The sequence below is a fragment of the Microcystis sp. M44BS1 genome (assembly GCF_020244875.1).
In the GTDB taxonomy this organism is placed as follows: Bacteria; Cyanobacteriota; Cyanobacteriia; order Cyanobacteriales; family Microcystaceae; genus Microcystis; species Microcystis panniformis.
In genome coordinates this window covers 1-23221 of the sequence record NZ_JADBVM010000042.1, presented here as the reverse complement: position 1 = coordinate 23221, position 23221 = coordinate 1, and the positions used below count along the sequence as shown (strand labels likewise).

Genomic DNA, 23221 nt, shown 5'->3' with positions numbered 1-23221 from the left:
AATGAACCAAGAAACATTACTACAAAAAATAGAGGCTCTCTCCTACGAAAATGGGGTCTTAAGACGAAAGCTTGAGTATATGGAATTGCGCCCAATTCCTTTTCAAACCCGGATTTATATCCAGCAATTGGAAGAAAAAAATCTATCCCTATCTAAGGAAAATCTATCCCTATCTAAGCAGATAGGGACTCTACAAAAAGCTTCTCTGAGAAGCGCTCAGGCTATGGCAAAAGGTTAAAGTTTATGCCCCCTAACGGGGGCTTTAGGAGGCATTATGAGATATACAGAGCAGCAATTATTAGAGTTTCTCGGTACGGATAAGATTACTGAGAAAAATGGGATTATTAAGGGGCTTTTTTATGTGGGGGCCACTAAGATTGAGGATGATTGGGACATCGCAGAACCGAAGGAACTTGACCCGGCTTTGATTCTGCCGCATCCTTACAATTCTCTGATTTATCCCCGGACGGATATCAGTGTTTTACAGGAGCAAATCAGAGAATCTGGGTGGGTAAAACCGATTGTGATCAATCGCAAACGGCAGGCGGTAAGCGGAAATAGCCGATTAGCCTGCGCTCGTAATTTAGGTTTAAAGTCGGTTCCGATCGAGATTGTGGAGTTTGCGGATCAAGAGGCTGAATTGCTGCGCTTGATTTTGGAAAATGCTGGCCGGATCAAGACGACTGAGGAACGGGTCCGGGAAGCGGAGGTATTAGCATCTGCTAAGGATTGGCTGAAAACTCAACAGGTGGCACGGCAGCGAAAAATCCTTGAGGAGATTCGATTTTATTTGGAGAGCCGAAAGGATGTAAGGGTTGATCAACTGACGGGCAATCTAGAGGAAGACTGGAAGCTGTGTCAGAAATGGGGGATTAATGAATTGTCTCTTAAGCTGAAGCAAGAATTCCGGAATAAAGATGTATTAGCAGAAGCTACTGGAATGGGAAGCCGAGAGAATCTCAGGAAGGCTACTAAGGTGGTTCAGGCCATCGACCTTTTTAATGAGTTGGGCCGGCGGCTAGAGGCTGAATTACTGCGGGAAACTTTAAATAATAGTGTTCACCAGGCGATTTCAAAACTACGCGAATTAGAAGGCTCGGAGGCTCATTATCTCTATTTGGGTGAGGAAATTAAAGGGACTAAGGGGATTTTGTCGCAGGGGGATTTGTGTTCTCCGGGGACGATCAAGCTAAAGGATCAGGATTCGCAGGCGATCATCTGTGATAATACTGGTGAATCGTTTTTTGTGAAGTGGACTGATTTGGAGTTGGTGGGTTTTGAGGCGCATAAAAATACTCCGCCTAAGTCGCCGAAGCCGAAGCCTAGCCCGACTCCTGCGCCGGCTGTGCCAGTGGGGAAAGCTCCGAACATTACGCAGGAAGCTCCGAACATTACGAATGAGCCTACCCCTCCGGCTTTTGCTGTGGGGGATAAGGTTTGGCTAATTTATCGTGAGCGAGGGGCAATTATTGAGCGGTTACAGTGGGCGGAAATCCATCGTTCGTGGCTTTACCATTTCCGCTATTTGGATTCGGATAAAACGGATTCTTTGCTTGAGGATCATCTTGAACCGTGGGCTGATCAGGATCAAGATGATTTTGAGGTGCATAATTGGGTAATTTCCCGTGGCTCCATTGGTGTGGTGATTGATACGGAGCCGATTAAGGTGCAGTGGATGGGCATGGGTTCTGACCCGGCTCCTCGCGGTGATCTTCAGGAGGGGGTAGAGGAGCTTAAGCTTTTTGATTTTGATCCTTTTAATCCCCCTAAGCAGGCTCTCACTGGGTTTAAGGTGGGCGATGTGGTTTCGGCAAAAGCCGATAAGGGTTGCCTGAAGCAGGGGACTCTTACGGGGCATGATGACTATGGCGATTGGAAAGTTAACTGGGGGGATACCCAGGGGCAATCTTGGAAGGATCACCAAATTCATTTAGCGGCTAATTGTGGCTTTGCTATGGGGGATTGGGTTAGCTTCCAGTGGGAAGGGGAGATGTTTGCGGGTAAGATTGTCTCTGTTTTTCGCTGTGTAGCCGATGTGGCTGTGGGAGAATCCCGCCGAGCGCGGATTCCTTTTGAGTGGCTGTGCAAGCTGCCAAAATTTTGCCGGAAAGATGCCATTAAAGCGATTGAGGGATATGTGAGTAAAAATGCTCATCCTTCTGGGGTGCTTAATCTCGTAGCGGGATTTGCCCCGCACGGGGATAAGGAGGCTCTTAAGCACGTTCGCGAGGTGCTTGAGGGGATGAGTTTGCCTTATTGCGGGGTGGATAGTCCCTATTTTAAGGACTTGATTGAGGCTTTTGCTGAGGTACTTTCTCAGTATGAAAAGCCGATTGATCTAATGGCGATTGAGTCAGAGTCGGAGCTTATTCAGGCACTTAAGGGGCTTTCTCCAAAGGTGATCGAGCTTTCGGTTTTGAATTTGTGGAAAGTGGCTAAAGGTGAATTTTAGTTAGCTTTTGGCTTGTCGGGTTCTTGGATCTCAAATCCGAAGCTTTGAAATGTCTCAACATCTTGCTGCCTCAAAAACTTAAGCATGACAAAAACGACGTGACGGCATTTTCGATTTTTGGGACGGGAAAGGACAAAGGAGGACGTAATGCAAGCGCCGGAACAAGCCACGGCGTACATAAACTCAAAAGCTTCTTTTTTGCTTAGGACAAATTTACTTTGCTTAAAAATCATGATGGAGAAAGAAAAAGAAATGGGAACGATTAAAATTAGTGATGAGTTTCGGGCGAAGCTTCAAGCGTGGGTAGATGAAGTAGCCCCAAAGATTTTGGCTAATAAGAAAGAAATGGGAACGATTAAAATTAGTGATGAGTTTCGGGCGAAGCTTCAAGCGTGGGTAGATGAAGTAGCCCCAAAGATTTTGGCTAATAAGAAGGAGTCACCAGCGCAAAATCTCCCCTCTAAGAAAGAGTTTAATCAATGTGAGGCTCAACATTTACAAGAGGGCGATCGAGTTAAGTTTGGGCGTTATCTCAATAGTAAAACATGGGTAGTCCAGGGGGTGAGAAAGCAAGATTATCATCCGATTTCGCCCTGTGTACAATCTGTGATTGTCACTTGTCGTGATCCTCGGAAAAAATCAATTCAGCAATTTTCTTTACCAGCAAAAAGATTAATTATAAGGGAAGGCAAGGTATAATTAAATAAGAAACTGTATAGGATGATGTGTTTGCCCTGCGTGGACTGGTTCCCATGCAGGGGATTTTTTTGTTTTAAGCCGATTGTCAAGAATTGTGAAGCGGACTTGAGAAATTATTAGTTTTTGGCTTAATTTGCTGATTTTGTTTTATTATTTATCTAATGTTTGTTTGTGAAGATTTGTTGCTTTTTTGCGGAGGGTGAAAAAAGAGAAAAAAAGTCCCCCTGGTTAATTTATCTTGAGATTTTAATAATCAAGGGGAAGACTATGGGTATATCGTTTTTATGTTATCTGATATCTGGGCATCTGCGACAAAAGCAGATTTCCCCTCGACGATTCAAGAGATAATCGATTTGATTGGGTTAGAGTCGGTTGTCAGTTTATATCGATATTTCCTGGCAAATCCTACGGAAAGACGGGACGTAATTCGACGGCTCTATATTCCAAAGCGAGTTAGGCCGGATCACTTGATTTCTCAATTGATTGGTGTAGAAAATTTTGAAAAGTTAAGTTTTCACTGGGGTGGGCTGTGGATTGATTTTCCTCACTGCAAGTCTTTGGTTAAGCGGATTCGGGATGAGGAAATTAGGAGGCTGGTAGCCGAGGGGCAGGGAAAGGGAAGTCGAACGGATGTGCTTTTCTCTGTGGCTCGGCAGTTTGACCTGAGCGCGGAAACGATTAAGAGTATTTGCCGGGGAGGTGAGGGATAATTCGTGAATCGTCCCTACCGGCAAAATTTTGCCGGTGACTTGTGTAGTGTAGTTCACGGTTTACGATTTTTGATAGAATATGTGAAAAGCCGAAAGAGGGAAAATGAATAAAGCGGAATTAGTCCGGAAAATTGCGGAAAAAACAGACAAGAAGCAGAAGGAAATTCGGGAAATTCTGGAGACGACCTTAAAGGTTTTGGAGGAGACGATAGCGGCTCAACAGGATGTGATTTTATCTGGGTTTGGAACCTTTAAGCTGAAATACAGAAAACCCAGGACTGGCAGAAATCCCGTTACTGGACAGGAGATCGCTGTGCCTGAGAATTATGTGCCTACTTTTTCTCCCGCAAAGGCTTTTCGTGAGTATTGCGAGGCTTCGTGGAGAGAGGAGCCTTACGGCAATGATAGCGATGATGAGGCCGACGAAGCCGCCTAATCTTTTTGGTAGTTGCCTGTAGGCGACTACCAAAAAGATTATTAGATAAAATTCTTTGAGAACAATGGCTACTTTTAGAAAATTTAAGGAAACCGAATTACCAGAAAATAGAATTCCTCACTCAGTCTATTTTTTGGCTCCCACTGGAAAACCAGGGCGATTGGATATAGCGGTCACGGATGAAAGTGGCGGAGCCCGGCAGACGATTACGGAAGCTGAGATTCAGGAGATGATTGATGATGCTTCTACTGCAATCAATGCTTTTACGACTACTACTGTTAATTTTTTAATTCCTCCTGTCAATTCTAATGTGACTGTGGCTGTAGCCGAATCTCGCTGGATGGTGGTGGGACAGATACTTTTTACGGAGGTTGGTAGTTTTAGGGTACAGGCTATTAATACTAATTTCAGCATTTCTTTGACTAATCTGACGGGGATTCAGGGGACTACGGTTAGCAGTGGGATTAAGCTTTCGCCGTCAGGAGAGAGGGGAATTCAAGGGATTCAAGGGAATACTGGGCCAGCGAATACTCTGGCGATCGGCATAGTAACGACGGGAACTGCTTCCGCTACAATTACGGGAACTGCGCCGAATCAGACCTTGAATTTAACTCTCCCTCAAGGACCGCAAGGCATTCAAGGGAGTCAGGGAATTCAGGGAATTCAGGGACAGCCGAATAGCCTGGCTATTGGTACGGTAACGACTGGTGTGGCGGGTGGTAATGCTGTTGCCACGATTACTGGCACGGCCCCGAACCAGACGTTAAACCTGACTATCCCTCAGGGTATTCAGGGTATTCAGGGTATTCAGGGGATTCAAGGGATTCAGGGGCAGCCTGGGGTTAATTCTTTTGAGGATATGTTAGCCGATATTCAAGCTACTATAGTAGCTTTTGCTTAAATGCCTAAAACAAATACTTGTCCGTTTACTCAAAATATTAATCCTCAGGCACCCGTATCGTTTGTGGCAGCCGATGCCCAGACTGTAAAAACCGTCTTTACTGCGGGGGTTGATGATTCGGTAATTAAAGCAATTTTGATTACTTCTACGGCAAGCGTGCCGCAAGATATTCAGTTTTACATCTCTCCCGATGGGACTACCAATTTTGAGCTAAGAAGAGTTTCTGTTCCCGCTAACGCTGGGAATAGTGGCGCTGTAGTGCCTTTTGACGCTTTGACGACTCCTGCTTTGCCTCTTGATGAAAATGGAAATGGGGTATTGAGATTACGCCGGAATTTTCAACTTAGAGCCAATGCTCCTACGGCTTTATCTGGAAGCGAAAAAATTAATATTATTGTATTAGGAGAAGATTTTTAATGAGAGGTTTTAAAAGCGGGCTTAGGACTGGGATAGCTACGAGAAGGACTGGGATAGCTACGAGAGACTTATTTCGTCCTCTTGTAGCTATCCCTTCGCTGTGGCTAGATGGCTTTGATTCTACTACTTATTCGGGCGGAGTCTGGGAAGACAAAAGTGGATTCAACAGAAATTTTTCTGAATTAAATGTTAATTTCCGCCCAAGTTTTTTGGCAAACGGAATTGGTAATCGAGGAAGTTTATCCTACGACGGAATAAATGATCGATTACTAAGAACTCCTGAAGCGTGGGCTTATCAATATCCACTCACAATATTTGTCCTTTTTCGGGCTTCAGGTTATGTGACTTATAGCTCCTTGCTAGACTTTTATGGAAATTCGTCCAATACTGCCGCTGGCTGGTCTTTATTAATTAAAAGTAACTCAAGAAGTGCAATTTATTGTGTTGGCGCCACTGGGGAGATTAATTATGATGGTAGTGGAGCCGTGAATTATCCAGTAAATGAAGTCAACCTTTTTGTAGCCACAATTGCCAATAATAGAATTGAATCTTGGGGGAATGGTTTCTCCGACGGACTTGTTTATTTCAGCCAGAGCTTAAGAAGTAATTTAGGGAGTAGCTTTTTAACAATAGGGGCTAGTATTCTCTATGCTCGATACAATCCTGTTTTACTGGCATCAGTGTTTATTGTACCTAGTGATTTAAGTGCTACTAGAAGGCAGGTTTTAGAGGGGTATTTTGGCTGGGAAGCGGGAATAAATTCACGGTTCCCCACAAATCATCCTTTTAGGAATACTCCCCCCTTAGCTAGTCGTTGGATTTAAAAATTAAAAGCACTTTCTGTCGGCAGCACACCCTTTCAGAAATCGAGCACCTCTTGTGTCTGATATAATTAGACTATCTTTATTACCGTGCCTAGTGGGCCTTTCCCTAATCGATGAAGGACTCGAAGTATGAAGCCATTTAAGTTTGATTTGGCTGGTGATTTGAGGGTAGAGCGTGGCAGTGAATGGCGGCGGCGCACTTTTGCGATCGAGGGCGATTTTACTAGCTGGCTCATTTTTGGGGAGATTCGCAAAAAGGCGGGGGGTGATCTGTACGGAGCTTTTGATTTTGAGCCGATGATCCCGATCATCATTCCGATTAATGGGGTGGCGACGGAATTTACTCGGATTGTGCCTTTTTTGCGGGCTTCGGTTGCTTTAGCTTTGCCACCAACTAAGTTACTAAGTGCTGGTCAGGCGATTGTGATCGGGCGACATCGGTGGGAGTACGATATTAAGATTAGGCATCCCACAGATTCCGAGCGAATTTTTACGCCTTTTGAGGGATTAGTGGAGGTAAGCGATCGAGTAACGGAGGTTCTGGTATGAGTGAGCCGACGATAGTAGTTTTGCATCAAGAAGAGCCGGCGATAGTCGTGTTGGCAAGGGATCCAGATAATTATATACAAGGCAGTCCTGGCCCACCTGGACTTTCTGCTTACCAGCTAGCTGTTAATAATGGGTTCACTGGCACGGAACAAAATTGGCTTGATAGCCTAGGAAACACGCAATGGATAATTACAGATTGGTAAAAATATGACTACAACTTTTAAGCCTTTTAAACTAACCGCTGTTCCTTCGCTTCCTTGCGACCCAAATGCTGTTTTTTTTGTTGCTCCTACTGGCAAACCGAATTATATCGAGGTGTATATTAGCAATAATGCTGGTACTGCACTAAGGCGATTGCTGACTGATACTGATATTCAAGGATTAATTAATACCTCAATTGCTGGCATTTCGGGAGAGATGCCGATTGTGGCTAATATAGCCGAAAGAAATGCTTTGACTCTTACTAAAAACACTCAGGTCTTGGTATTAAATGCGACTGGAGATTCAACAGTGGCAAGTGGAGCGGCTACCTATCTTTATAGGGCTTCGACAACTTCCTGGATTAAATTAAGCGAAGCCGAATCTATGGACCTGATTTTGCAGTGGTCCAATATTCAAGGCAAGCCTACCAGTTCTGCTGCCGCTATTGATACGGCTGTAGCTAATTCCCACACTCACAGCAACAAAACTCAGCTTGATAAAATAGGCGAAAATGCTGATGGACTTTTAATTTATAACAATAGTTTGCCTAAGATTGGCTGGGAGGCAGCAATTGCGTGGTAATTTTTCACCCCGAAAAAGTAATAGGGGCTTTGCCTACTATTTTAACTCCTAACGCTGTTTATTTTGTTAGGGTAGGGACTGGGATTATGATTTATGTAGCTGATTCTACGGGAAGTGTGGCTTATCCTATAAACGTCCCTGTTATTACCTACGGAACCGCTCCTCCTAACAATAACGACGGGAATCCAGAAGGCAGTATTTATATCCAAATAACTTAACTAAGACTATGACACTACTAGACAAAATCAACCAAGTTGCTGAGGAATTAAAGTTTCAATACGGAACCGCTGAAAGTGTTCCCGATTGGGCGATCGCCGAAAAGCTAAACGAGCCGATTGTAACTACAAAGGCTGTTTATCAGTCCGTAAAGACTCGGGATATCAAAACTATTTTAATTCTTTCTCAGGAATTATTTAATATAGTTGATGGCGTTTCTAACGGAGGCAGCAAGGTTATTAAAAGTCTTTGTTTCAGTGCTATTACTGTACTAAACGAAAGCGAATTAAAAGAGTTGGATTTTAATAATCCTGAGTATTTGTCTTCTTTTCAGGAAATAGTAGTTAGTTTGTTTGAGGCTGGATTGATTTCAGAAATGACTAAAGAACGATTAGAATCCTTGATTGTGCCAGAAATTCAGCAAGTATTCGGAGAAAGTTGGGCGCAATTAAATCAATTAGAAGTGAATGATCGGATTGTGGGATTAGCTAGAGGCGGGTTAGGTTAATGGCGATTGCAACTTGGTCGGCTCTAAGTACAGAATCTGCTAATTTAGCCACGCCATTAAATAGCGTCGTATCTGGAACCACTGTCTTTATTGGGGATATTGAAAATACAACCAATAAAGATTTTTATTTAGGTCTGTGGTTTCAGTCTGGGACAATGTCTCCTGTAAGTACAGGTTCACTCTCAGTAATTCTGAGAAGAAAAAAGGGAAGTGTTTACGCTGAAAATAACAGCGAAATTCAAGTTTTAGGTGTGACTGGGACAGGTTCGCGACAAGTCAATTTAGCGGCTTCGCTTCGCATTCCCTACGCTTCAACGTGGGGGCTTTTCGTCACGAATAATTTGGGAGCTACTATCCCCTCTAGTGGCAATACTTTAGTAAGTTTTACATGGAATGAGGAGGTAACTTAATGCCTAGAGGAGTAGGATTAAATTGGGTGTACGACGAGGCGAGGCTACAGGGCAGGTTGTGGACACCTATTTTGGCGAGGCCACAGTTATACGTCGATTCGTTAGCCGAGGGTAATATTCTAGATTCTTCTGGCTACCTAGTTATTCCTAATCTGGGAACGGTCGGATCTTCTTTTACTCGTGGAGCCAACGTGGCAACAAAGCAGTTCATTTTCCCGCAAAACCAATTACCCTGTTTTCACAAAGATAACAGTAATGCTTCAGGCTATCCGCTCGGAATCTCATATTCTCTACAGCCTGCGTCTGGTTTTAGTGCTTACTTTTTCGGTGCTACAGCTGTTGGTCAATATATCGTGAATCTCAGTCAATTTAATCTAGCAAATTCGATGCTTTTGGCAGCGAATAATACCGCTAGTTTTGGTATTGGCCTATATGATGGCAGCTGGCGAGCGCGTTCGTTATCGACACAAACATCGCTTGATAACAGACGAGTGATTATGTCTCAGCGTAAGTCCAGTTCTTCGTCCTCTTCTTTTATTGATACCTACCTCTCGGACTACCGGGCGGCAACCGTTCAGCAATCTATTGCCTGTAACAGTTTCCTTGCCTCAGCCACGACAGTAGGTTTTCTTGGGTACGCAAGTGGAACATCGAATACATTGTGTAAATGCTTTGCTGTCTTGCACTTCCAGCGAATGCTGAGTGATTACGAAGATAATCTTATTCTTGGTTGGGGTGCGTGGCAGTTTGGGTATCAAGACCTTCTACCTGTTACTCATCCCTTCGCTATTCGACCGCCTTTAATAGGAGATTAAGATGAGCTTTTTACGCCCAAGAGTTCCTAGAGTTTCTTCTTTAGTTAGTCCTGTTATTGGGGAGGTTTGGGTTAAGGTTTCTAGTGGAATTTATGTTAAAGGAACTCTTTGGATTAAAGCTAATGGAATTTATATTAAAGGAACTGTGTCTGTTAAGATAAGTGGAGTTTACCAATTATAGGAGCTATGATGAACAATCAAAGTAACGATCTTACCAAAAAGATACAAGAGCTAGAAGCTCAAGTAAACGAGCTTTCAGAGGCTAATAAAAGCCTTGACGAGGGAATAGCAAAATTGGCAAGAAGAAGACTATATTCAGGGTTAGGGGATTAGTAGTTTTGCTGACTTTAGAAGCAATCGCATTACTACACAGTAAAGCGATTGCTTCATTGTTCAAGAGTTCTGGCAAAATTTTGCCACTGATTCTTTGACTTGATCTCCTCGATTGTGAGGGATAGAGTTGGTCAGCAGAATGCCGAAAATTTCAAAGATTGATGGTTTGCCTCCGGAAGTTAGACTGGAACTCGATCGCTTGTTAATCGAGCGTGCTTTTAGTGATTATCGGGGTCTAGAGGCGTGGTTGGCGGAAAAAGGCTTTGAGGTAGGTAAGTCGTCTATTCACCGCTACGGGAAGGAATTTAAGGGGCAACTGGAAGCACTTAAATTAGCTACGGCCCAAGCGAAGGCGATTACTGAGGCTTGTGACGATGATGCTAACGAGTTGGGGGATGCGTTGGCAAGGTTAGCCCAACAGAAGATTTTTGCTTTGATTCAGGATTATGATCCTGAAAATGCCGATCCAATTTCGATTGATCAATTGGTAAGGGCGATCGCTACTTTAAATAATTCAGCTAATGCGACTAAGAAACACTCCACGATTATGCGGGCGCATTTACGACGGGTGGGAGATGAGGTGGCGGCTGAGGTACAGTCGGCGGGGCTTTCGGAGTCGGCGGCTCAATTGATTCGTGAGAAGATTCTGGGGGTGGGTGAGTGAGGAGTGTGAGTGCTTTAGAGGAGCGCTTTCTCCGCCATTGGGAGCGGCGCTCCTCTATTCCTTTGGTGCGAGAGTATCGGGGTATCCCAGATAGGAAGTTCCGATTTGATTTTTGTCATGTGTCTAGCCGAATTGCGATCGAGATTCAGGGGGGTGTGTGGACGGGGGGGAGACATAGCGGGGGAGCGGGCCAGATTAAGGATTTTGAGAAGCTGAATTTAGCTATCCTAGGAGGGTGGTCGGTGTTTCAGCTATCGAGTGAGATGATCACGGATTTTTGGATTGATTTGATTGCGGCGAAAATTTGCCAGGGGGGTGGGGATTGAATAGTGTTTTATTGCCTTATCAAAAAAAGTGGCTAGATGATAAGGCTCCGGTGAAGGTGTGCGAGAAGTCGCGGCGGGTGGGACTGACTTGGGCGGAGGCAGCCGATGCGGCTGTAACGGCGGGTAGTCAGAAGGGGTTGGACGTTTATTACATCGGATATTCCGAGGATATTGCCAGGGAGTTTATCCGGGATGTTATCGATTGGTCTGGTCATTTTCAGTTGGTGGCGAATGCGATGGAGGAGGTTTATTTAGAGAGTATTCGGGCTTTTCAGGTTACTTATGCGTCGGGTTTTCGGGTGGTGGCTTTGAGTAGCCGACCAACTAATCTGCGGGGTAGGCAAGGGCGGGTGATTATTGATGAGGCGGCCTTCCACCCTGATTTACCTGGGTTGATTAAGGCGGCTATGGCTTTTTTGATGTGGGGGGGACAGGTCCGGATCATCAGCACTCATAACGGGGTGGAGAATTATTTTCATGAGTTGGTAGAGGATTGTCGGCAGGGGAAAAAACCCTATTCTCTCCACAGAATAACTCTGGATGAGGCGTTAGCCGATGGCCTTTACAAGAGAATTTGTCTGAAGACTAAGAAGAAATACTCAAAGAAGGGTGAGGAGGCTTGGAGACAGGATTTAATTGACCAATACGGTGAGGGTGCGGACGAGGAACTTTTTTGCATTCCTAATCAGAGCGGTGGTTGTTATTTGCCACGGGTTTTGGTTGAGCAGAATATGCAAGGGGATATTCCTGTTTTGAAGTTTAATGGGAAAGCCGATTTAGCGACTGATCCCCAAAGGGAGGCTATTACTAGGGATTGGACCGAGGAACATCTTAATCCTGCTTTAGCTTCTCTAAATCCTCGCTTTAAGTCAAGTTATGGATTGGATTTCGGTCGGTCGGGGGATTTGTCTTATTTGCTGGTTTTGCAGGAGTGGCCTGATTTGGTACGCCGGGCTGCTTTTGCTCTTGAGATGCGGAATGTTCCTTTTGAGCAGCAAAGGCAGATTTTGTTTGCGGCGTGTGATAAGTTACCGCGATTGGTGGGGGGAGCGCATGATGCGCGGGGGAATGGCCAGTATTTAGCTGAGGTTGCTATGCAACGCTACGGGAAACATCGGATTTTAGAGGTAATGCCGACGGCTAATTGGTATTTGGAGGCTTTTCCGAAGTATAAGGCGGCTTTGGAAGATAGGAAGGTAATTTTGCCAAAATGTTCGGATTTACTGGATGATCACCGGTTGGTGGTGGTGGACCGGGGGATTCCGAGGATTCCAGATAAAAGGACTAAGGGAGCCGATGGGAAGCAAAGGCACGGGGATGGTGCGATTGCGGCTTGTTTGGCGTGGTTTGCGTCTCTGAATTGGGAGGCCAGTTTGCCCGCGCAGCCTAGCCGGGGTTTTGATGGTTGGTAGGTTATCGGGCGGGGGGAAGGAGGCGGGGTCCGAAGTCAGCCGATTTTTGTTTTTTGGATTTTTTGGACCTGGATTTTTTCTCGCTAGGAGATTCTATGCTATCGACCATGATTGATCGGTACATGGTGTTGACGGCTTCAAAAGCTTCTCTATTTCCCGTTTCTGGGTTATCAGGGTGAAATTTTTGACTGAGTTTTCGGTAGGAAGTTTTGATGTCTTGCTTTGTTGCGGTTTTTGGATCTAAGCCGAAAGCTCGCCACGGATAAAAGTATTTTGTCACATCAATTCCGTTAACGGAAGTTGGTCCGGTGCTATTTCTTTCTTTAGGTAAAATGCCAACATAATCTCGGTAGATTGCCTCTAAAGCGCTTGGATTGTCCAAGCTCCATTTTTTACCAGGATTTTTTGACTCCCATTCTGATTGAAGATTTCGCGTTCCCATTTGGAACATATTATTTTTTTGCAAATTCTTGGGATCTGCTTCAAAGTAGGCTCCGATCGCTTCTTTCATTTGCCCTACACTTAACCCGCCTTCGCCCATTACTTTATCTTTGGCTGCTCGTGAGGCTTTTGGTTCTTTGGTGTTGGGCGATTTTGGTTCGGTGACGGTGGTTTTTTGGGCTGTTTGTTGTTCTTTGGCGGCTTTTTTAGCTTCTTTTTCGGCAGCTTTTTCAACGGCTTTTTTAGCGGCTTTTTCGGAGGCTTTTGCTGAGGCTTTTGCTCCGTTTTCGGCAGATTTTGCGGCTGCTTTTTTGGCATCTAATTTAAAGCCAGGTATTTCTTGCTGTACTTTCTGAGTGGCTCTTTTTATTTGGGCAGCCGATGTTTTAGTCTTGAGGTTGCCTTCAAGCTCTTGTAGGGATGCTTTTTTGCGCTCGTATCGATTTCTGGCTTCTTCTTTTAGGGGGAGATATTTTTCTTCGATTTTGCCAGCTTCTTTATCCCATTGCTTGAAGGCGTTACTGCTGGTAAGTTTACCGTCGCTGATTTTTTCTTTTTTTTGTCTTGCTTTGAGTTTTGCGTCTATGGGTTCATATTCTTTTTGTCTTTCTTGGTCAAGTCGTTTGATTTCTTGTCGGTATTCTTTTGCGGCGGCTCCTTTGGCTGAGCCGACTGTGAATTCTGGCTGTTGTCGGCGCTCTTCTAAACTCATTCGTTTTGACCCGCCGCCACCCCCACCCCCACCACTGGAAGCTTTAGCGTCGTAATATTTTTCCTGCCTTACCTGAAAGGCCGTTTTCCCATCAGAATTGATTAATTTCCCTTTCCCTTTACCCGATTTGATCTTAGACCATCCTCTAGAAGCCATAATTATACCATTTTTCTTTATTCGTGGCAGACATTCTACTCCTTTCTCCCAAAAAGGGAGAAGGGTTGGGGGTGAGGGAATTAACCATCTCTGCCATTACTTTAGAAAAATGGTATTACCCCCCCCTGTATTAATTTCATTTTTAGGGAAGGGGGGAAGCGGAAAACAGTGGCAAAATTTTGCCACTGTTTTTTATCTAGCCGATTGACTGAACATAGGGATAAGTTGATGGGTATAGGGAATGGATACGATTAAGCCTTATTATGGCGAGTTTTTTGTTTCGGTGATTCCTTTGGAGATGGGGGGGAATTTCTGTTCCCATAATTGCGGTTATTGTTTTGCTAACTTGAATAACCGCGAGCGCCGGCTGGATGTGGCTGGTACGATGCGCTTGATTGGAAACCGGGGGGAGCGCTTGAGTTTAGAGGGGCAGTTACTCAATTTGGGGTATCCGGTGCTTATCTCCAACAAGGTTGATCCTTTCAGCCGATCTAATTACCGAGATATGTTGCCAATTATGAAGTTGTTGACTAAGGAGGGGATTCCGATCGCAATTCAGACTAGGGGGGGGTTGGGGATTGAGGAGGCTTTAAAATTTTTGCCGCCCTCGGTGTGGTATGTGAGCATTACCCATGATCAGGATGAGACGCGGGGGGTGATTGAACCGACGGCTCCGAGCATTGAAAGCCGATTTGATTTGATTAGGACTTTGAAGCGTCACGGCCATCGGGTGGTGGTGGGGGTGAATCCTTTAAATCCGGATTGGATTCGGGAGCCTGAGAGTTTCTTTGGTCGCTTGCGCAATGTGGGAGCGGAGGGGGTCTGGTTTGAGTTTCTTCATCTTTCCTATAAGCAACGGGATAACTTGGGTCCGAGGGAAAGAAAGGCTTTGGGGGAAGATTTGATTAAGCTTTCGATGAAGCGTAATCCACTGAGAAGGTGGCAAGATTTTGGCAGTCTCTGCGAGGGGTTGGCCGAGGCTGTGGGATTGGAGATTTTTCAGATTGGACAGGGACGGCGCTCGGATTTTTGGAAGCCCTTCAAAGAGACTTATGAGCGGACTTTTCCCAATCTGCAAGATTGGGTTAATCACTGTCACGATCATGCGATCGAGTCTTTCGGGATTCGCGATTGGATGGGCTTTTTTGGAGATAAATTGCCGTCAGAGGTGGATAGTAGCCAGTTATATCATTACGTCGAGTTTGGGGCGCAACGAGAGCAAACTGGGATTATTATCCCGAAGGTGCGCCGTTATTGTGATTTGTTGCCGGAATGCTGGAAATCTAAGAAGTTTCCCCGGGCTAATCCGATTAAAGCGAGTAATTTTGTCTACATGGGTAGGGAGTCTAAGGATGGTGTGGAGCCGATTTTAGAGGATGGGCTGCCGCGCTTTGGTTTTGTGCCAGGGGGTACGGATTTTGAATATTGGATTGTTGAGGGGTGATTATGGCTAGTCGTGGATGGGGAAAAAATAAAAAGGGATTTATGGTTAATGCAGATGGGAAAACTGCCCGGCAAGTTAAGCAGGAAAAGTCCGCAGCTAAGAAAGTCGAAGCTAAATCTGCGAATAAGGGGAACGAGAAGATCGATCCTTCTCGCTACTTAGAGAGTAATACTTCTAAAATGATCAATACTGCTTATCGGGTGAATAAATTCGATATTGATATGGTGTCTAGCCGAAAGAAAGCGGGCGATTTTGATGTGGAAGGCGAGGCTCGGAAAATTGCGTCAGCAGGTGGGGTGACGACTAATCTGCCTTTGGTGGCGATGCGACAAGATAAAAAAATCGAGGTTGTGGCGGGCGATCGAGAATTTTATGCTAATAAGAGAGCGCAAGAACTTAATCCCTACCAGGAAATGGTTAGCGGGGTCTTTTTGAAGAGTTCTCAGATTAAGGGAGCGCTGTCTCAAAAGTCGGTTTTCAAAGATCATGAAGGGGATTTTACGGTGCAATCTGGACAATTTTCTAGGGTTGATACTGCTGATATTCAATCTTCTATCAAACAACCAAGTAAGAAGGTTCTGGATGCACAGGTTAAGGCTCTGTTGGATACGGGGGATGTGGGGAATGTTATCCCTGTGATTCTGCAAAGAGTGGGTAAGAAGTCGGCAGTGAATCAAAAGTACAAGGTGCTTAGCGGCCATGATAGCTTTTTGGCTATGCGCGAATTAAAGCGGAGGGATCCTAATTACGAGATGACTAATGCGTTTATCCTTGATTAGTAGAGATATAACTTTTAAATATGTATAGCGACAGTAGTTTTGTCCCGACTAAGGCAGATGTAGCCGAGTATCTACACGGGGAGTTGTCTTACGAGAAGGCTCTGGAAAATTGGCGGTACTACCTTGGCGATACTTTTCGCTTTTGGAGTGGACCGACCCCCCCAAAGGATCACCCAAAATATACGGAAGTGATGACAAATTTAAAGCGGGTTTTTCAAAGCCATAATGTGATCGGGGAGGCAATCGACCATTATACGGCGGCTTTGGTGGGACTGCCTTTTAATTTTTATCTTTCGTCAGCCGATAAGCAAGTAGAGGAGCTTTCTGCGGAGGAAAAGCGGGCGATCGATAAGGAAGAAAAGCTGTTACAGGATTGGTGGGATTATCAGAGAAGGCTAGGGATTGAGTCAGGTCGGGGAAAGGTGATCAGTGAAGCTGTTGCACAGCTTTTAGTCACGGGTCGGGGTTTTTTGCGGCTTTATCAGCCGAGGCGATTGGCTAATATTGCTGAGGATCACAAAAAGTATGTGATTCACTGCCCGACTTTAGGGACAATAAATACGAAAAGGGATGACGATGATTTCCTTTACTATGCAAGCTACCAGGCTAAGTCGGGTGTGGAGACTTACGAACTACTTGATAATGGCAAGACTAGGATTACTGACCCTAGCGGGGAAAAGGAGGAGGATTATGGGGGAATTTTACCGATTATTGAATTTCGTGGGAAGCCTTTGATTACGGATTCAGCGAAGCAAACTCAGAATTCGATTAATAAGGCTCTGACTTTGAAAGACATAAATGTGGACGCAGGGGGGTTTTTAAGTCGAATATTGTTAAATACCCAACAGCCGGGGGAGTGGGTTGTGGATGTGACACAACCGAATGGGTTGAAATTCGTGCCGAGTGAAAAACCCCTGCCCTTTGGACCGAATCAAATAGTTTATCTTTCGGGGTTGCCTATTGGGGATCCGCAAGCGCCGACGGGTTATACGAGTCCCCAAATTCACACTGAACAGCCGATTGATGTGGGGGCTTTTAGTGGTAACTTAGCAATCTCTTATGAGGTGTTTTGGTTGTCTATGGGGTTGGCCCATAATCTGACGGCGGGGGATGGGGCGCTAAGTGGGCGAAGTCGAGAGACGATTAAGGGCGATTTTACGACTAGGCTAGAGGGGATTAGTGAGATTATCGAGGCGGGTCTGGCTTCGGCTTTTGGCTTGATTAAGCGGATTTTATTGCCCAAAAGTTCTTATAAGATTATTTGTGAGTTGAATCTCTCGACTGGGAAGCCTTTAGCCGATGAGCGCAGGCAGGTGATTGCTGAAACGCAAGCGGGACTGAGAAGCCGGACGAGTGCGATGATGCTGATCGGAGTAAATGATCCGGATGCTGAGATGGAACTGATTCAAAGGGAAAGGGAGGCTGATGTGGAAAATTTAGCAAAACTTTCTATGAGGGAAGATGTTCCACCGGTCTAGTGTAGAATGGGTAACACGAGTCCTGCTCGTGCATGATAAATCTCCAAATGGGTACGCCCTCGGTAGTAGCGAGAATTGCCGAGGTTTTTTCTTAGGTAAAAATACTATGACTTCACCGGAACATTTGCGACTGATAGAAAAACTTAACAGTGTCTTGGATAAGTCCGAGACACGCATAGCCGATCGCATTAATCGAGCGTTGGCGGTGGCTTTTACTCAGCTTGAGGAGGAGCTAAGGCGAAAGTATCCGGAGTATCAGGGGATGGGGGGTCTGGCGGCTTACCAGCGTAAACTTTTGTTACTGGATCAGCTTAAGGAGTTGCTCAACCCGACGGCTGGTCGGGATTTTAAACGGGATTTTGAGGAGCTTTTGCGGGTAGCCGATTCGACTGGTATAGATATGGGGCGGCGATTGCTGGAGATTTCGGGTGAGGATTTCGTGCGATCGACTGCGACAATCCCTCTAGATGCGCTTCGCTACGCGGCAGAAGAACAGACTCGCTATCTGGCACGCTATGGGGACGAGTTTGCTTCTAGGGCTTCTGCTGCGGTGGAGCAGGGCTTAATTCAGGGGTGGGGGGTGAGCAGATTGTCATCGGTTTTAAGAGGGCAATTGGAGATTACAAAGCGACGGGCGGATATCATCGCAAGGACAGCTTCTTTAAGTGCTTCTAATGCGGCGGCGGAGAATTGTTTCCAGGACAATGGGGCGGAGTGGGTGCAGTGGATGGCGACGATTGATAGCCGAGTTTGTCGTTATTGTTCTGCGAGAAATGGCAATATGTATGAGCTTGGCAGTACGCGCCCTCCGATTCATTTTCAGGATCGGTGCTTTATTGTGCCGGTTAAAAGGAAGTTTTTTGAGTTAGGTTTGGTTAAGGAAGATTGGATCAGGAATCACCGAGAAAAGGGGTTAGCCGAGCTTGAAAAGCAGGGGTTAAAGCCTGATTACGGGGTGTCGCCTTTTGAGCGGGCGGCGGGTCTTGAATCGGCACCTAGCCCGGTCTGGCGACCTTAATCGTAATAACCGATAAAGCGGATGGCAGCATTGTCGCTATTATTTGGATTAATTGCTGGATAGTAGGCTCCTTTTTTTGCGCCTTCTCTGACAAACTTGTTTCCTTGTAGCCGATAGAGGTCAGCATATTTTTCTCTTTTTTGGTGTATGATATCATCCGAAAAAGCCATTATTATTTCCCCATTCTTTCTTTTGTAGAGACTGGCTCTATGTGTGGCGATTAGAGTTGGGATTAGCCGTTGAAATAATCCAAGGCAATTGTTTGAAGTGTATAAATGCCCCTCAGTGTCAGATGATGTATTTTTTAACGCGTGATATTTTATTAATTGAGAGCTTTGTATGGTGACAAGTACACTGCTTAAATTCACTTGAAGATAATTAAGTTGGCTGTGGGGACCAAATCCGTAACCATAGTCAAGATGCTTGTAAGAAAGATTGTTTAAAGTCAATGTTTTTTGTATATTTTGATAACTAACCTGTGCTGTGCCTTTTAGGTTATAAATATTATTGTCTTCAAAAATAATTAACTCAACAGGGTAGTCAGTGAGCGGATTAATATAATATTCACTGCTGTGGATTTGTGTTGGTGTAGCACTGGTTGAAAAAATGGAATAACCATCATTGTAATTAAAGACTTGGACAGTATCTTGAGTGGTGTATTTGACTGGATAATTTAAAAGAATAGGCTGTCTTTTAATTTCTCCCATGTCGGAGCCGACAATACTAAAACTAAATGGGGTTGTCTGCAATAAATTTATTTTGTTTTTTATGTCATCTACTTTTATATAAAAATAATCTTTGTCTAAAATTAAAGTATTTTCTCCATCTGCCAGATAAGTATTTTCTACTGCTGTATTTTTATTATCTTCTACTTCACCATCGGTAGAGACAAAATGAGGCTGTCCATGCCAGTTTGTGTTAGCGCTGGCCTGGTGCATAACCTGCCTAAATCCAGATGATATATTTACAATATTGTCAATTTTTGAGTAAAGACAAAGTTCGTCAGCACCTTTATGTACGTTAGTTACTTTGTTGGTAATAACGTCACTGGCAGCGCTAGAGCTATTAGCATCAGTTCTGCAAGGCATGTCAGAAGGAGGGGTAACATTCGAACCATTGAGCTGAAGACAAACGTTGTGTAACTCTGGGGGGGTGCTCGGTGGTTCCCTTGAAGAGACTCGATTAGATGAAACTGTGTGATTGGTGGTATAATTAATCGAGCTAGAATTGTTAATTTTAATTAAAATAGAATTACTGTAAGACTCGCTGTAATTGGCATACCCACCGACACGAAAACCGCCGTAGTAAGACGAATATAAAAGGTCATCACTGTAGTAATTTCCTTCTGTGATTAAGAAAGCAGAAGATTTAGAAATAGAATCAAGAGTCCCTGACAAAAGCTTTTGTCGTTCTCTTCTAAGCAGATGATTTGTCAGGTATCCGGTATCTGTATATTGTCTGTAATACCCGCCATCTGGGGTGTACCGAATGTCACCGTTAATAATTACAGAGGAAAAATCATAATCTTGTTCTTCAAGTAATAAAATGCCATAATAATCATCGCCATAAAATCTGCTATTAGTTTTAAATGCCTCTAAAAACTCAGGGGAGCTAAAGTTTAGGTTTTTTTCTCCTTCTCTGTTTTTGAGCCGATATTGGTCGGTTCCTATCTGGGTTAGGAGAATGAAGTCATTTTTGTTTTTGCCGCGGCTGCCAAAAGCGAGGATTTTTTGAGCTTGTACTTGCTGAAAAGGGCGATCGCCTGCTTGGGCGATATAAAGCTGAGGAATATGCCATTGCCCGATGCTTTTGAAGGGATAGATCAGCTTTTGATCAAGAGAGCGATTTTTGCGAATTGAGGTAGATTGAATATCTATTTTACTGGTTTCTCCCCAAACCCAGGCTTGTCCGTTTTGGTCGAAGCCGATAGCTACTCTGGGGGAATTAATTGGAGTAGCGGCAATCGCCGGCAAAATTTTGCCATTGGGTAATTGAACTTGAATGCGCGACCGCGCTCCGCCGTAATTGAGGGCTTTAGCTGGGATTAACATCTTGATAGTAGGTGATGGGAACGAAAAGAAGCCGACCAAGCTTTACGGCAAATTCAGAGCAGTTGACGAAATTGCGATCGATTGTTTGGATTTCTTCAATTTCGAGTAGCCACCAAACTTGATTATTCCAGAGGATGCGATCGCCTACCTGCCAGGATGGTTTGCGCTTGATTTTGAGGGTAGTTGTACAAGCGTTTTGGCTGTTTTCGATCTGACAGAGGGTACGGGCGGCGGCAATGGCTAAGTCGATTGTGTCAGCACCAGGAAAAGAAAGGGAGTCGGGATTTTGATCTATTCGTAGGGAGCCAGGGGTATTAATTCGATAGATTTTTTCGGGTTCTGGCTCTTCGGGAGGGGAGTTATTTGGATATAGTTGTAGCCGATTGGCTACGTTGGGTCGTCCTTGGATAATTTGGCTGTTTTCGATTGCGGCACTATCGGTGAGGGAAGTGCCTTCGGAGTTGGTGGTGCGGGTTTTTAGTCGATAGGCGGAGGGATTTTTTGTCCGAATTATTGTGATCAGGGTTTCCGATTGGCTGTATTTGCCGGTGGAGATGGGGGGTAGGGGGGCTGTGGTGGTGCTATCAGGATCAGGTATCTCGGAATAGGCGCTAAAAGTATAAAAATCGCGAGAAGCGTAATAAGGTTCGGGGTTTTGAGGTGGGGTATCGGGAAAGACTGAGAGAGGAGAGAGGGTAAAGGTGCGTTCTTCGCTAATTGGCTGATCAAAGTATTCGTACAAGTTGATTATTTGGGTAAGCCGCTGGTATTCAGAGGATTGGGAGCCGACGAAGAGTCTTTCGCCTTGGGCGATGGCTTGTTCGAGTTGATCGCTTTCTTGCCTGTAGCGAGCTTTTGTATATCCACTGCTGGATATTTGGATTAGATAGCCGTCGGTATTTCGGATGTAAATTCGCTCGATCGAGCTTACTTGTCCCCAAAAACTGACAAAGTCCAATCCGGCGCGGCGAATGGCTACGTCGCCGTTATTAACACTGACGGTGTGGGTGTCTAGGCTGGTGTACAAAAAGCCGAAGGTTGTTTCGATTTCTTTGATGGGTTGGCCATTAAGGGTGGTGATTGTTTTTTTGGTTTTGGTGGGTCCGCCTGTATCAAAGGCGAGGCGGGGGGAATAGAGAAATTGTTTGTTGATGTTGGGGGGAACCTGGGGGGTGGGGTCGCCTTCGATTATTGTTTGTTTGTCGTTTGTTTGCTCTTCTTTGCCGCTTTGGCTGTCAAGGGTTAGCCGAGTGTTGTGGTATTCTTTGTATAGGGGAATTTCTTCAATTTTGGCTCCGTCGCCGGGATAGCTAAGGCTGTAGGTAAGCTGGAGAATATCGGTATCTCTGAGGGTGCGTTGGGGCGTGGAACCGAAGGGCTTGAGGGTGAGTTGATGGGCTTCTGGCTGCCAAAAGTAGCCGTATTGATAGGCGCGACTCAGTTCGTCGTTGATTGTGGTGGTGCTATTGTTGGGGAGGTCGTCGGGAAGCTTAAGGGGGATGCTTGGCCCGGCGTAGCCTAAGCCGACGGCACTGCAAAGGGATGATAAGTAAGAGTAGCGATTCTTGTCTTTTTCTTTGAGTAAGATGGGGCGATTGTAGGGATTGCGTTGGCTACTTGGTTCGCCGCAGGAGATGGTGATTTTTAGGGTTTGGGGCAGGGGTAGGTGTTCGATTTGTAGGTTTGTTACCCAATAGGTGTGATTGTAGAGGGTGAGGAGCCGATAGGGAATAAAGTATTCTCTGATCTGGGTTTCTTTGTCGGGGGTGGTGGTGAAGGTGAGGCTACAAGTGGAAAGGGAGCCAATGCTGTGGCCAAACTGAATTTGTCCCTCTAAATTCCAATCTTGAAAGATTGCGGGTAGGTCTTGGGTGATGCGGGTGGTGCTTATTTGGTTGATGCCGAGGGTCGGTTCTGTGTCGGTGAGCCGAATAAACGCCGATGGTTGGCTGGGGGATCGTAAAATGAGGGTGGGCATTGAGGGCTAATTATGGCGGGGCTTACTAAGATTTTATTTAAAATGGCGGGGTCTGTTGATACTTCTTTGCATCCTTATCTGTTTGAGGGGAATTATCTGGTTTTGGAGGTTAAGCCGACGGATTACCGCAAGACTTCGGAGGATTCTTATCAAATCCATCGGGGTTTTGCTGCGAGTGCGATCGAGATTACGCCTACTCCCTATGCTTTTGAGGCGAAGACTGAGCAGGGAGCGGAAATTATTGGTGAGGTTTTACAGGCGATCGTTGATGATGCTACTAGCGATCCTTTAAAGTATAAATTAGTGGAATGTGTGGATAGGCACGTCCCGGGTGCACCAGTCATCCGCTTTGGGGTGCTTCAGTTTCAGCCGATTGCTGGGGCGGTAGAGGGAGTGCGGGGGAAGCAGCAGACTGAGGGCTATCGTATCTATTTTCAGGAGGTTTAAGGTGGGGATTTTGGGGATTTTGTTGCTTTGTTCGCAGATTGGTGGGTTGGCTTTTTTTGCGATTTTGCTTCACAAGGCTTTGCACCGCTTTTATGTGGCGGCGTGGGATAGGAATACAGAGAGGTAATGATTCGGTAGTAGTGGCGTAGCCCTCTTGCTTACCTGGTATGAATTGTGTAAAATATTTATTAATAAAAATAATTGGCTCGAATCAGTCTTTAAACCTCTAGCTTGATTATGACTTTTCTGATAAATATCTTTT

Annotated in this window: 27 protein-coding genes; 22 read left to right on the top strand and 5 right to left on the bottom strand. The window is 45.1% G+C overall.

The window, feature by feature from the left end; translation table 11 throughout:
* Nucleotide 1 precedes the first annotated feature (1 nt).
* From IM515_RS02480 to IM515_RS02470, 3 genes are all read left to right on the top strand, one after another.
* Complete coding sequence (locus IM515_RS02480) at nucleotides 2-238, top strand: hypothetical protein (protein ID WP_287629291.1); 237 nt, start codon at nucleotides 2-4, stop codon at nucleotides 236-238.
* Nucleotides 239-274: 36 nt separating this feature from the next.
* A complete protein-coding gene (locus IM515_RS02475) occupies nucleotides 275-2452 on the top strand; it encodes a ParB/RepB/Spo0J family partition protein (protein WP_287629290.1) in 2178 nt (725 codons plus the stop codon).
* A 147-nt stretch (nucleotides 2453-2599) separates the two neighbouring features.
* Nucleotides 2600-3151 carry a hypothetical protein gene (locus IM515_RS02470; protein ID WP_287697851.1) on the top strand — a complete coding sequence of 184 codons (552 nt, stop codon included), beginning with the start codon at nucleotides 2600-2602 and terminating at the stop codon, nucleotides 3149-3151.
* A 506-nt stretch (nucleotides 3152-3657) separates the two neighbouring features.
* On the opposite strand, the gene IM515_RS02465 is transcribed toward IM515_RS02470, so the two are convergent.
* Nucleotides 3658-3918, bottom strand: a complete 261-nt coding sequence (locus IM515_RS02465) for a hypothetical protein (RefSeq protein WP_287629288.1) — start codon at nucleotides 3916-3918, stop codon at nucleotides 3658-3660.
* Between the two features lie 46 nt (nucleotides 3919-3964).
* Between IM515_RS02465 and IM515_RS02460 the strand changes: the two genes are divergently transcribed.
* The 11 genes from IM515_RS02460 (at nucleotide 3965) to IM515_RS02410 (ending at nucleotide 9901) form a co-directional block, all read left to right on the top strand.
* Nucleotides 3965-4297, top strand: a complete 333-nt coding sequence (locus IM515_RS02460; protein ID WP_287629287.1) for an HU family DNA-binding protein — start codon at nucleotides 3965-3967, stop codon at nucleotides 4295-4297.
* 64 nt (nucleotides 4298-4361) lie between these two features.
* Nucleotides 4362-5198 carry an uL1 family ribosomal protein gene (locus tag IM515_RS02455; protein WP_287629286.1) on the top strand — a complete coding sequence of 279 codons (837 nt, stop codon included), beginning with the start codon at nucleotides 4362-4364 and terminating at the stop codon, nucleotides 5196-5198.
* Nucleotides 5199-5615 carry a hypothetical protein gene (locus tag IM515_RS02450; protein ID WP_287629285.1) on the top strand — a complete coding sequence of 139 codons (417 nt, stop codon included), beginning with the start codon at nucleotides 5199-5201 and terminating at the stop codon, nucleotides 5613-5615.
* Nucleotides 5615-6439 (top strand): hypothetical protein, encoded by an 825-nt coding sequence (locus IM515_RS02445; protein ID WP_287629284.1) that lies wholly within the window; start codon nucleotides 5615-5617, stop codon nucleotides 6437-6439. The genes IM515_RS02450 and IM515_RS02445 overlap by 1 nt, the downstream gene beginning before the upstream one ends.
* Nucleotides 6440-6568: 129 nt before the next feature.
* Nucleotides 6569-6988 (top strand): hypothetical protein, encoded by a 420-nt coding sequence (locus tag IM515_RS02440; RefSeq protein ID WP_287629282.1) that lies wholly within the window; start codon nucleotides 6569-6571, stop codon nucleotides 6986-6988.
* 207 nt (nucleotides 6989-7195) lie between these two features.
* A complete protein-coding gene (locus IM515_RS02435; protein WP_287629281.1) occupies nucleotides 7196-7771 on the top strand; it encodes a hypothetical protein in 576 nt (191 codons plus the stop codon).
* Nucleotides 7765-7989 (top strand): hypothetical protein, encoded by a 225-nt coding sequence (locus IM515_RS02430; RefSeq protein ID WP_287629280.1) that lies wholly within the window; start codon nucleotides 7765-7767, stop codon nucleotides 7987-7989. Before IM515_RS02435 ends, IM515_RS02430 begins: the two co-directional genes overlap by 7 nt.
* A gap of 8 nt (nucleotides 7990-7997) precedes the next feature.
* Entirely contained in the window at nucleotides 7998-8495 is a 498-nt protein-coding gene (locus IM515_RS02425) for a hypothetical protein (RefSeq protein WP_287629279.1), read from the top strand.
* Nucleotides 8495-8905: a hypothetical protein gene (locus IM515_RS02420; protein WP_287629278.1), complete on the top strand. Its 411-nt coding sequence runs from the start codon at nucleotides 8495-8497 to the stop codon at nucleotides 8903-8905. The genes IM515_RS02425 and IM515_RS02420 overlap by 1 nt, the downstream gene beginning before the upstream one ends.
* Nucleotides 8905-9720 (top strand): hypothetical protein, encoded by an 816-nt coding sequence (locus tag IM515_RS02415; RefSeq protein WP_287629277.1) that lies wholly within the window; start codon nucleotides 8905-8907, stop codon nucleotides 9718-9720. Before IM515_RS02420 ends, IM515_RS02415 begins: the two co-directional genes overlap by 1 nt.
* Nucleotide 9721: 1 nt before the next feature.
* Complete coding sequence (locus IM515_RS02410; protein WP_287629276.1) at nucleotides 9722-9901, top strand: hypothetical protein; 180 nt, start codon at nucleotides 9722-9724, stop codon at nucleotides 9899-9901.
* A gap of 81 nt (nucleotides 9902-9982) precedes the next feature.
* Here the strand turns inward: IM515_RS02410 and IM515_RS02405 are convergent, their stop codons facing one another.
* On the bottom strand, nucleotides 9983-10129 hold the full coding sequence (locus IM515_RS02405) for a hypothetical protein (RefSeq protein WP_287695546.1): 147 nt from the start codon (nucleotides 10127-10129) through the stop codon (nucleotides 9983-9985).
* A 63-nt stretch (nucleotides 10130-10192) separates the two neighbouring features.
* On the opposite strand from IM515_RS02405, the gene IM515_RS02400 reads away from it, so the two are divergent.
* Genes IM515_RS02400 through IM515_RS02390 form a run of 3 tightly spaced genes read left to right on the top strand, consistent with a single transcriptional unit; the run spans nucleotide 10193 to nucleotide 12455 of the window.
* A complete protein-coding gene (locus tag IM515_RS02400) occupies nucleotides 10193-10717 on the top strand; it encodes a DUF3486 family protein (protein ID WP_287629274.1) in 525 nt (174 codons plus the stop codon).
* A 5-nt stretch (nucleotides 10718-10722) separates the two neighbouring features.
* Entirely contained in the window at nucleotides 10723-11043 is a 321-nt protein-coding gene (locus tag IM515_RS02395; protein WP_287629273.1) for a hypothetical protein, read from the top strand.
* Entirely contained in the window at nucleotides 11040-12455 is a 1416-nt protein-coding gene (locus tag IM515_RS02390) for a terminase large subunit domain-containing protein (RefSeq protein ID WP_287629272.1), read from the top strand. The genes IM515_RS02395 and IM515_RS02390 overlap by 4 nt, the downstream gene beginning before the upstream one ends.
* Nucleotide 12456: 1 nt before the next feature.
* On the opposite strand, the gene IM515_RS02385 is transcribed toward IM515_RS02390, so the two are convergent.
* Nucleotides 12457-13764 carry a DnaJ domain-containing protein gene (locus IM515_RS02385; protein WP_287629270.1) on the bottom strand — a complete coding sequence of 436 codons (1308 nt, stop codon included), beginning with the start codon at nucleotides 13762-13764 and terminating at the stop codon, nucleotides 12457-12459.
* Between the two features lie 241 nt (nucleotides 13765-14005).
* Between IM515_RS02385 and IM515_RS02380 the strand changes: the two genes are divergently transcribed.
* From IM515_RS02380 to IM515_RS02365, 4 genes are all read left to right on the top strand, one after another.
* Nucleotides 14006-15208 (top strand): radical SAM protein, encoded by a 1203-nt coding sequence (locus IM515_RS02380; protein WP_287629268.1) that lies wholly within the window; start codon nucleotides 14006-14008, stop codon nucleotides 15206-15208.
* 2 nt (nucleotides 15209-15210) lie between these two features.
* Entirely contained in the window at nucleotides 15211-15987 is a 777-nt protein-coding gene (locus IM515_RS02375; RefSeq protein ID WP_287629267.1) for a hypothetical protein, read from the top strand.
* 20 nt (nucleotides 15988-16007) lie between these two features.
* Complete coding sequence (locus IM515_RS02370) at nucleotides 16008-17465, top strand: phage portal protein (protein ID WP_287629266.1); 1458 nt, start codon at nucleotides 16008-16010, stop codon at nucleotides 17463-17465.
* A 106-nt stretch (nucleotides 17466-17571) separates the two neighbouring features.
* A complete protein-coding gene (locus tag IM515_RS02365; RefSeq protein ID WP_287629265.1) occupies nucleotides 17572-18483 on the top strand; it encodes a minor capsid protein in 912 nt (303 codons plus the stop codon).
* On the opposite strand, the gene IM515_RS02360 is transcribed toward IM515_RS02365, so the two are convergent.
* On the bottom strand, nucleotides 18480-20534 hold the full coding sequence (locus tag IM515_RS02360) for a hypothetical protein (RefSeq protein WP_287629264.1): 2055 nt from the start codon (nucleotides 20532-20534) through the stop codon (nucleotides 18480-18482). The genes IM515_RS02365 and IM515_RS02360 overlap by 4 nt on opposite strands.
* On the bottom strand, nucleotides 20518-22512 hold the full coding sequence (locus tag IM515_RS02355; protein ID WP_287629263.1) for a hypothetical protein: 1995 nt from the start codon (nucleotides 22510-22512) through the stop codon (nucleotides 20518-20520). Before IM515_RS02355 ends, IM515_RS02360 begins: the two co-directional genes overlap by 17 nt.
* 12 nt (nucleotides 22513-22524) lie before the next feature.
* Between IM515_RS02355 and IM515_RS02350 the strand changes: the two genes are divergently transcribed.
* Nucleotides 22525-22959: a hypothetical protein gene (locus IM515_RS02350; RefSeq protein WP_287632728.1), complete on the top strand. Its 435-nt coding sequence runs from the start codon at nucleotides 22525-22527 to the stop codon at nucleotides 22957-22959.
* Nucleotides 22960-23221 lie beyond the last annotated feature (262 nt).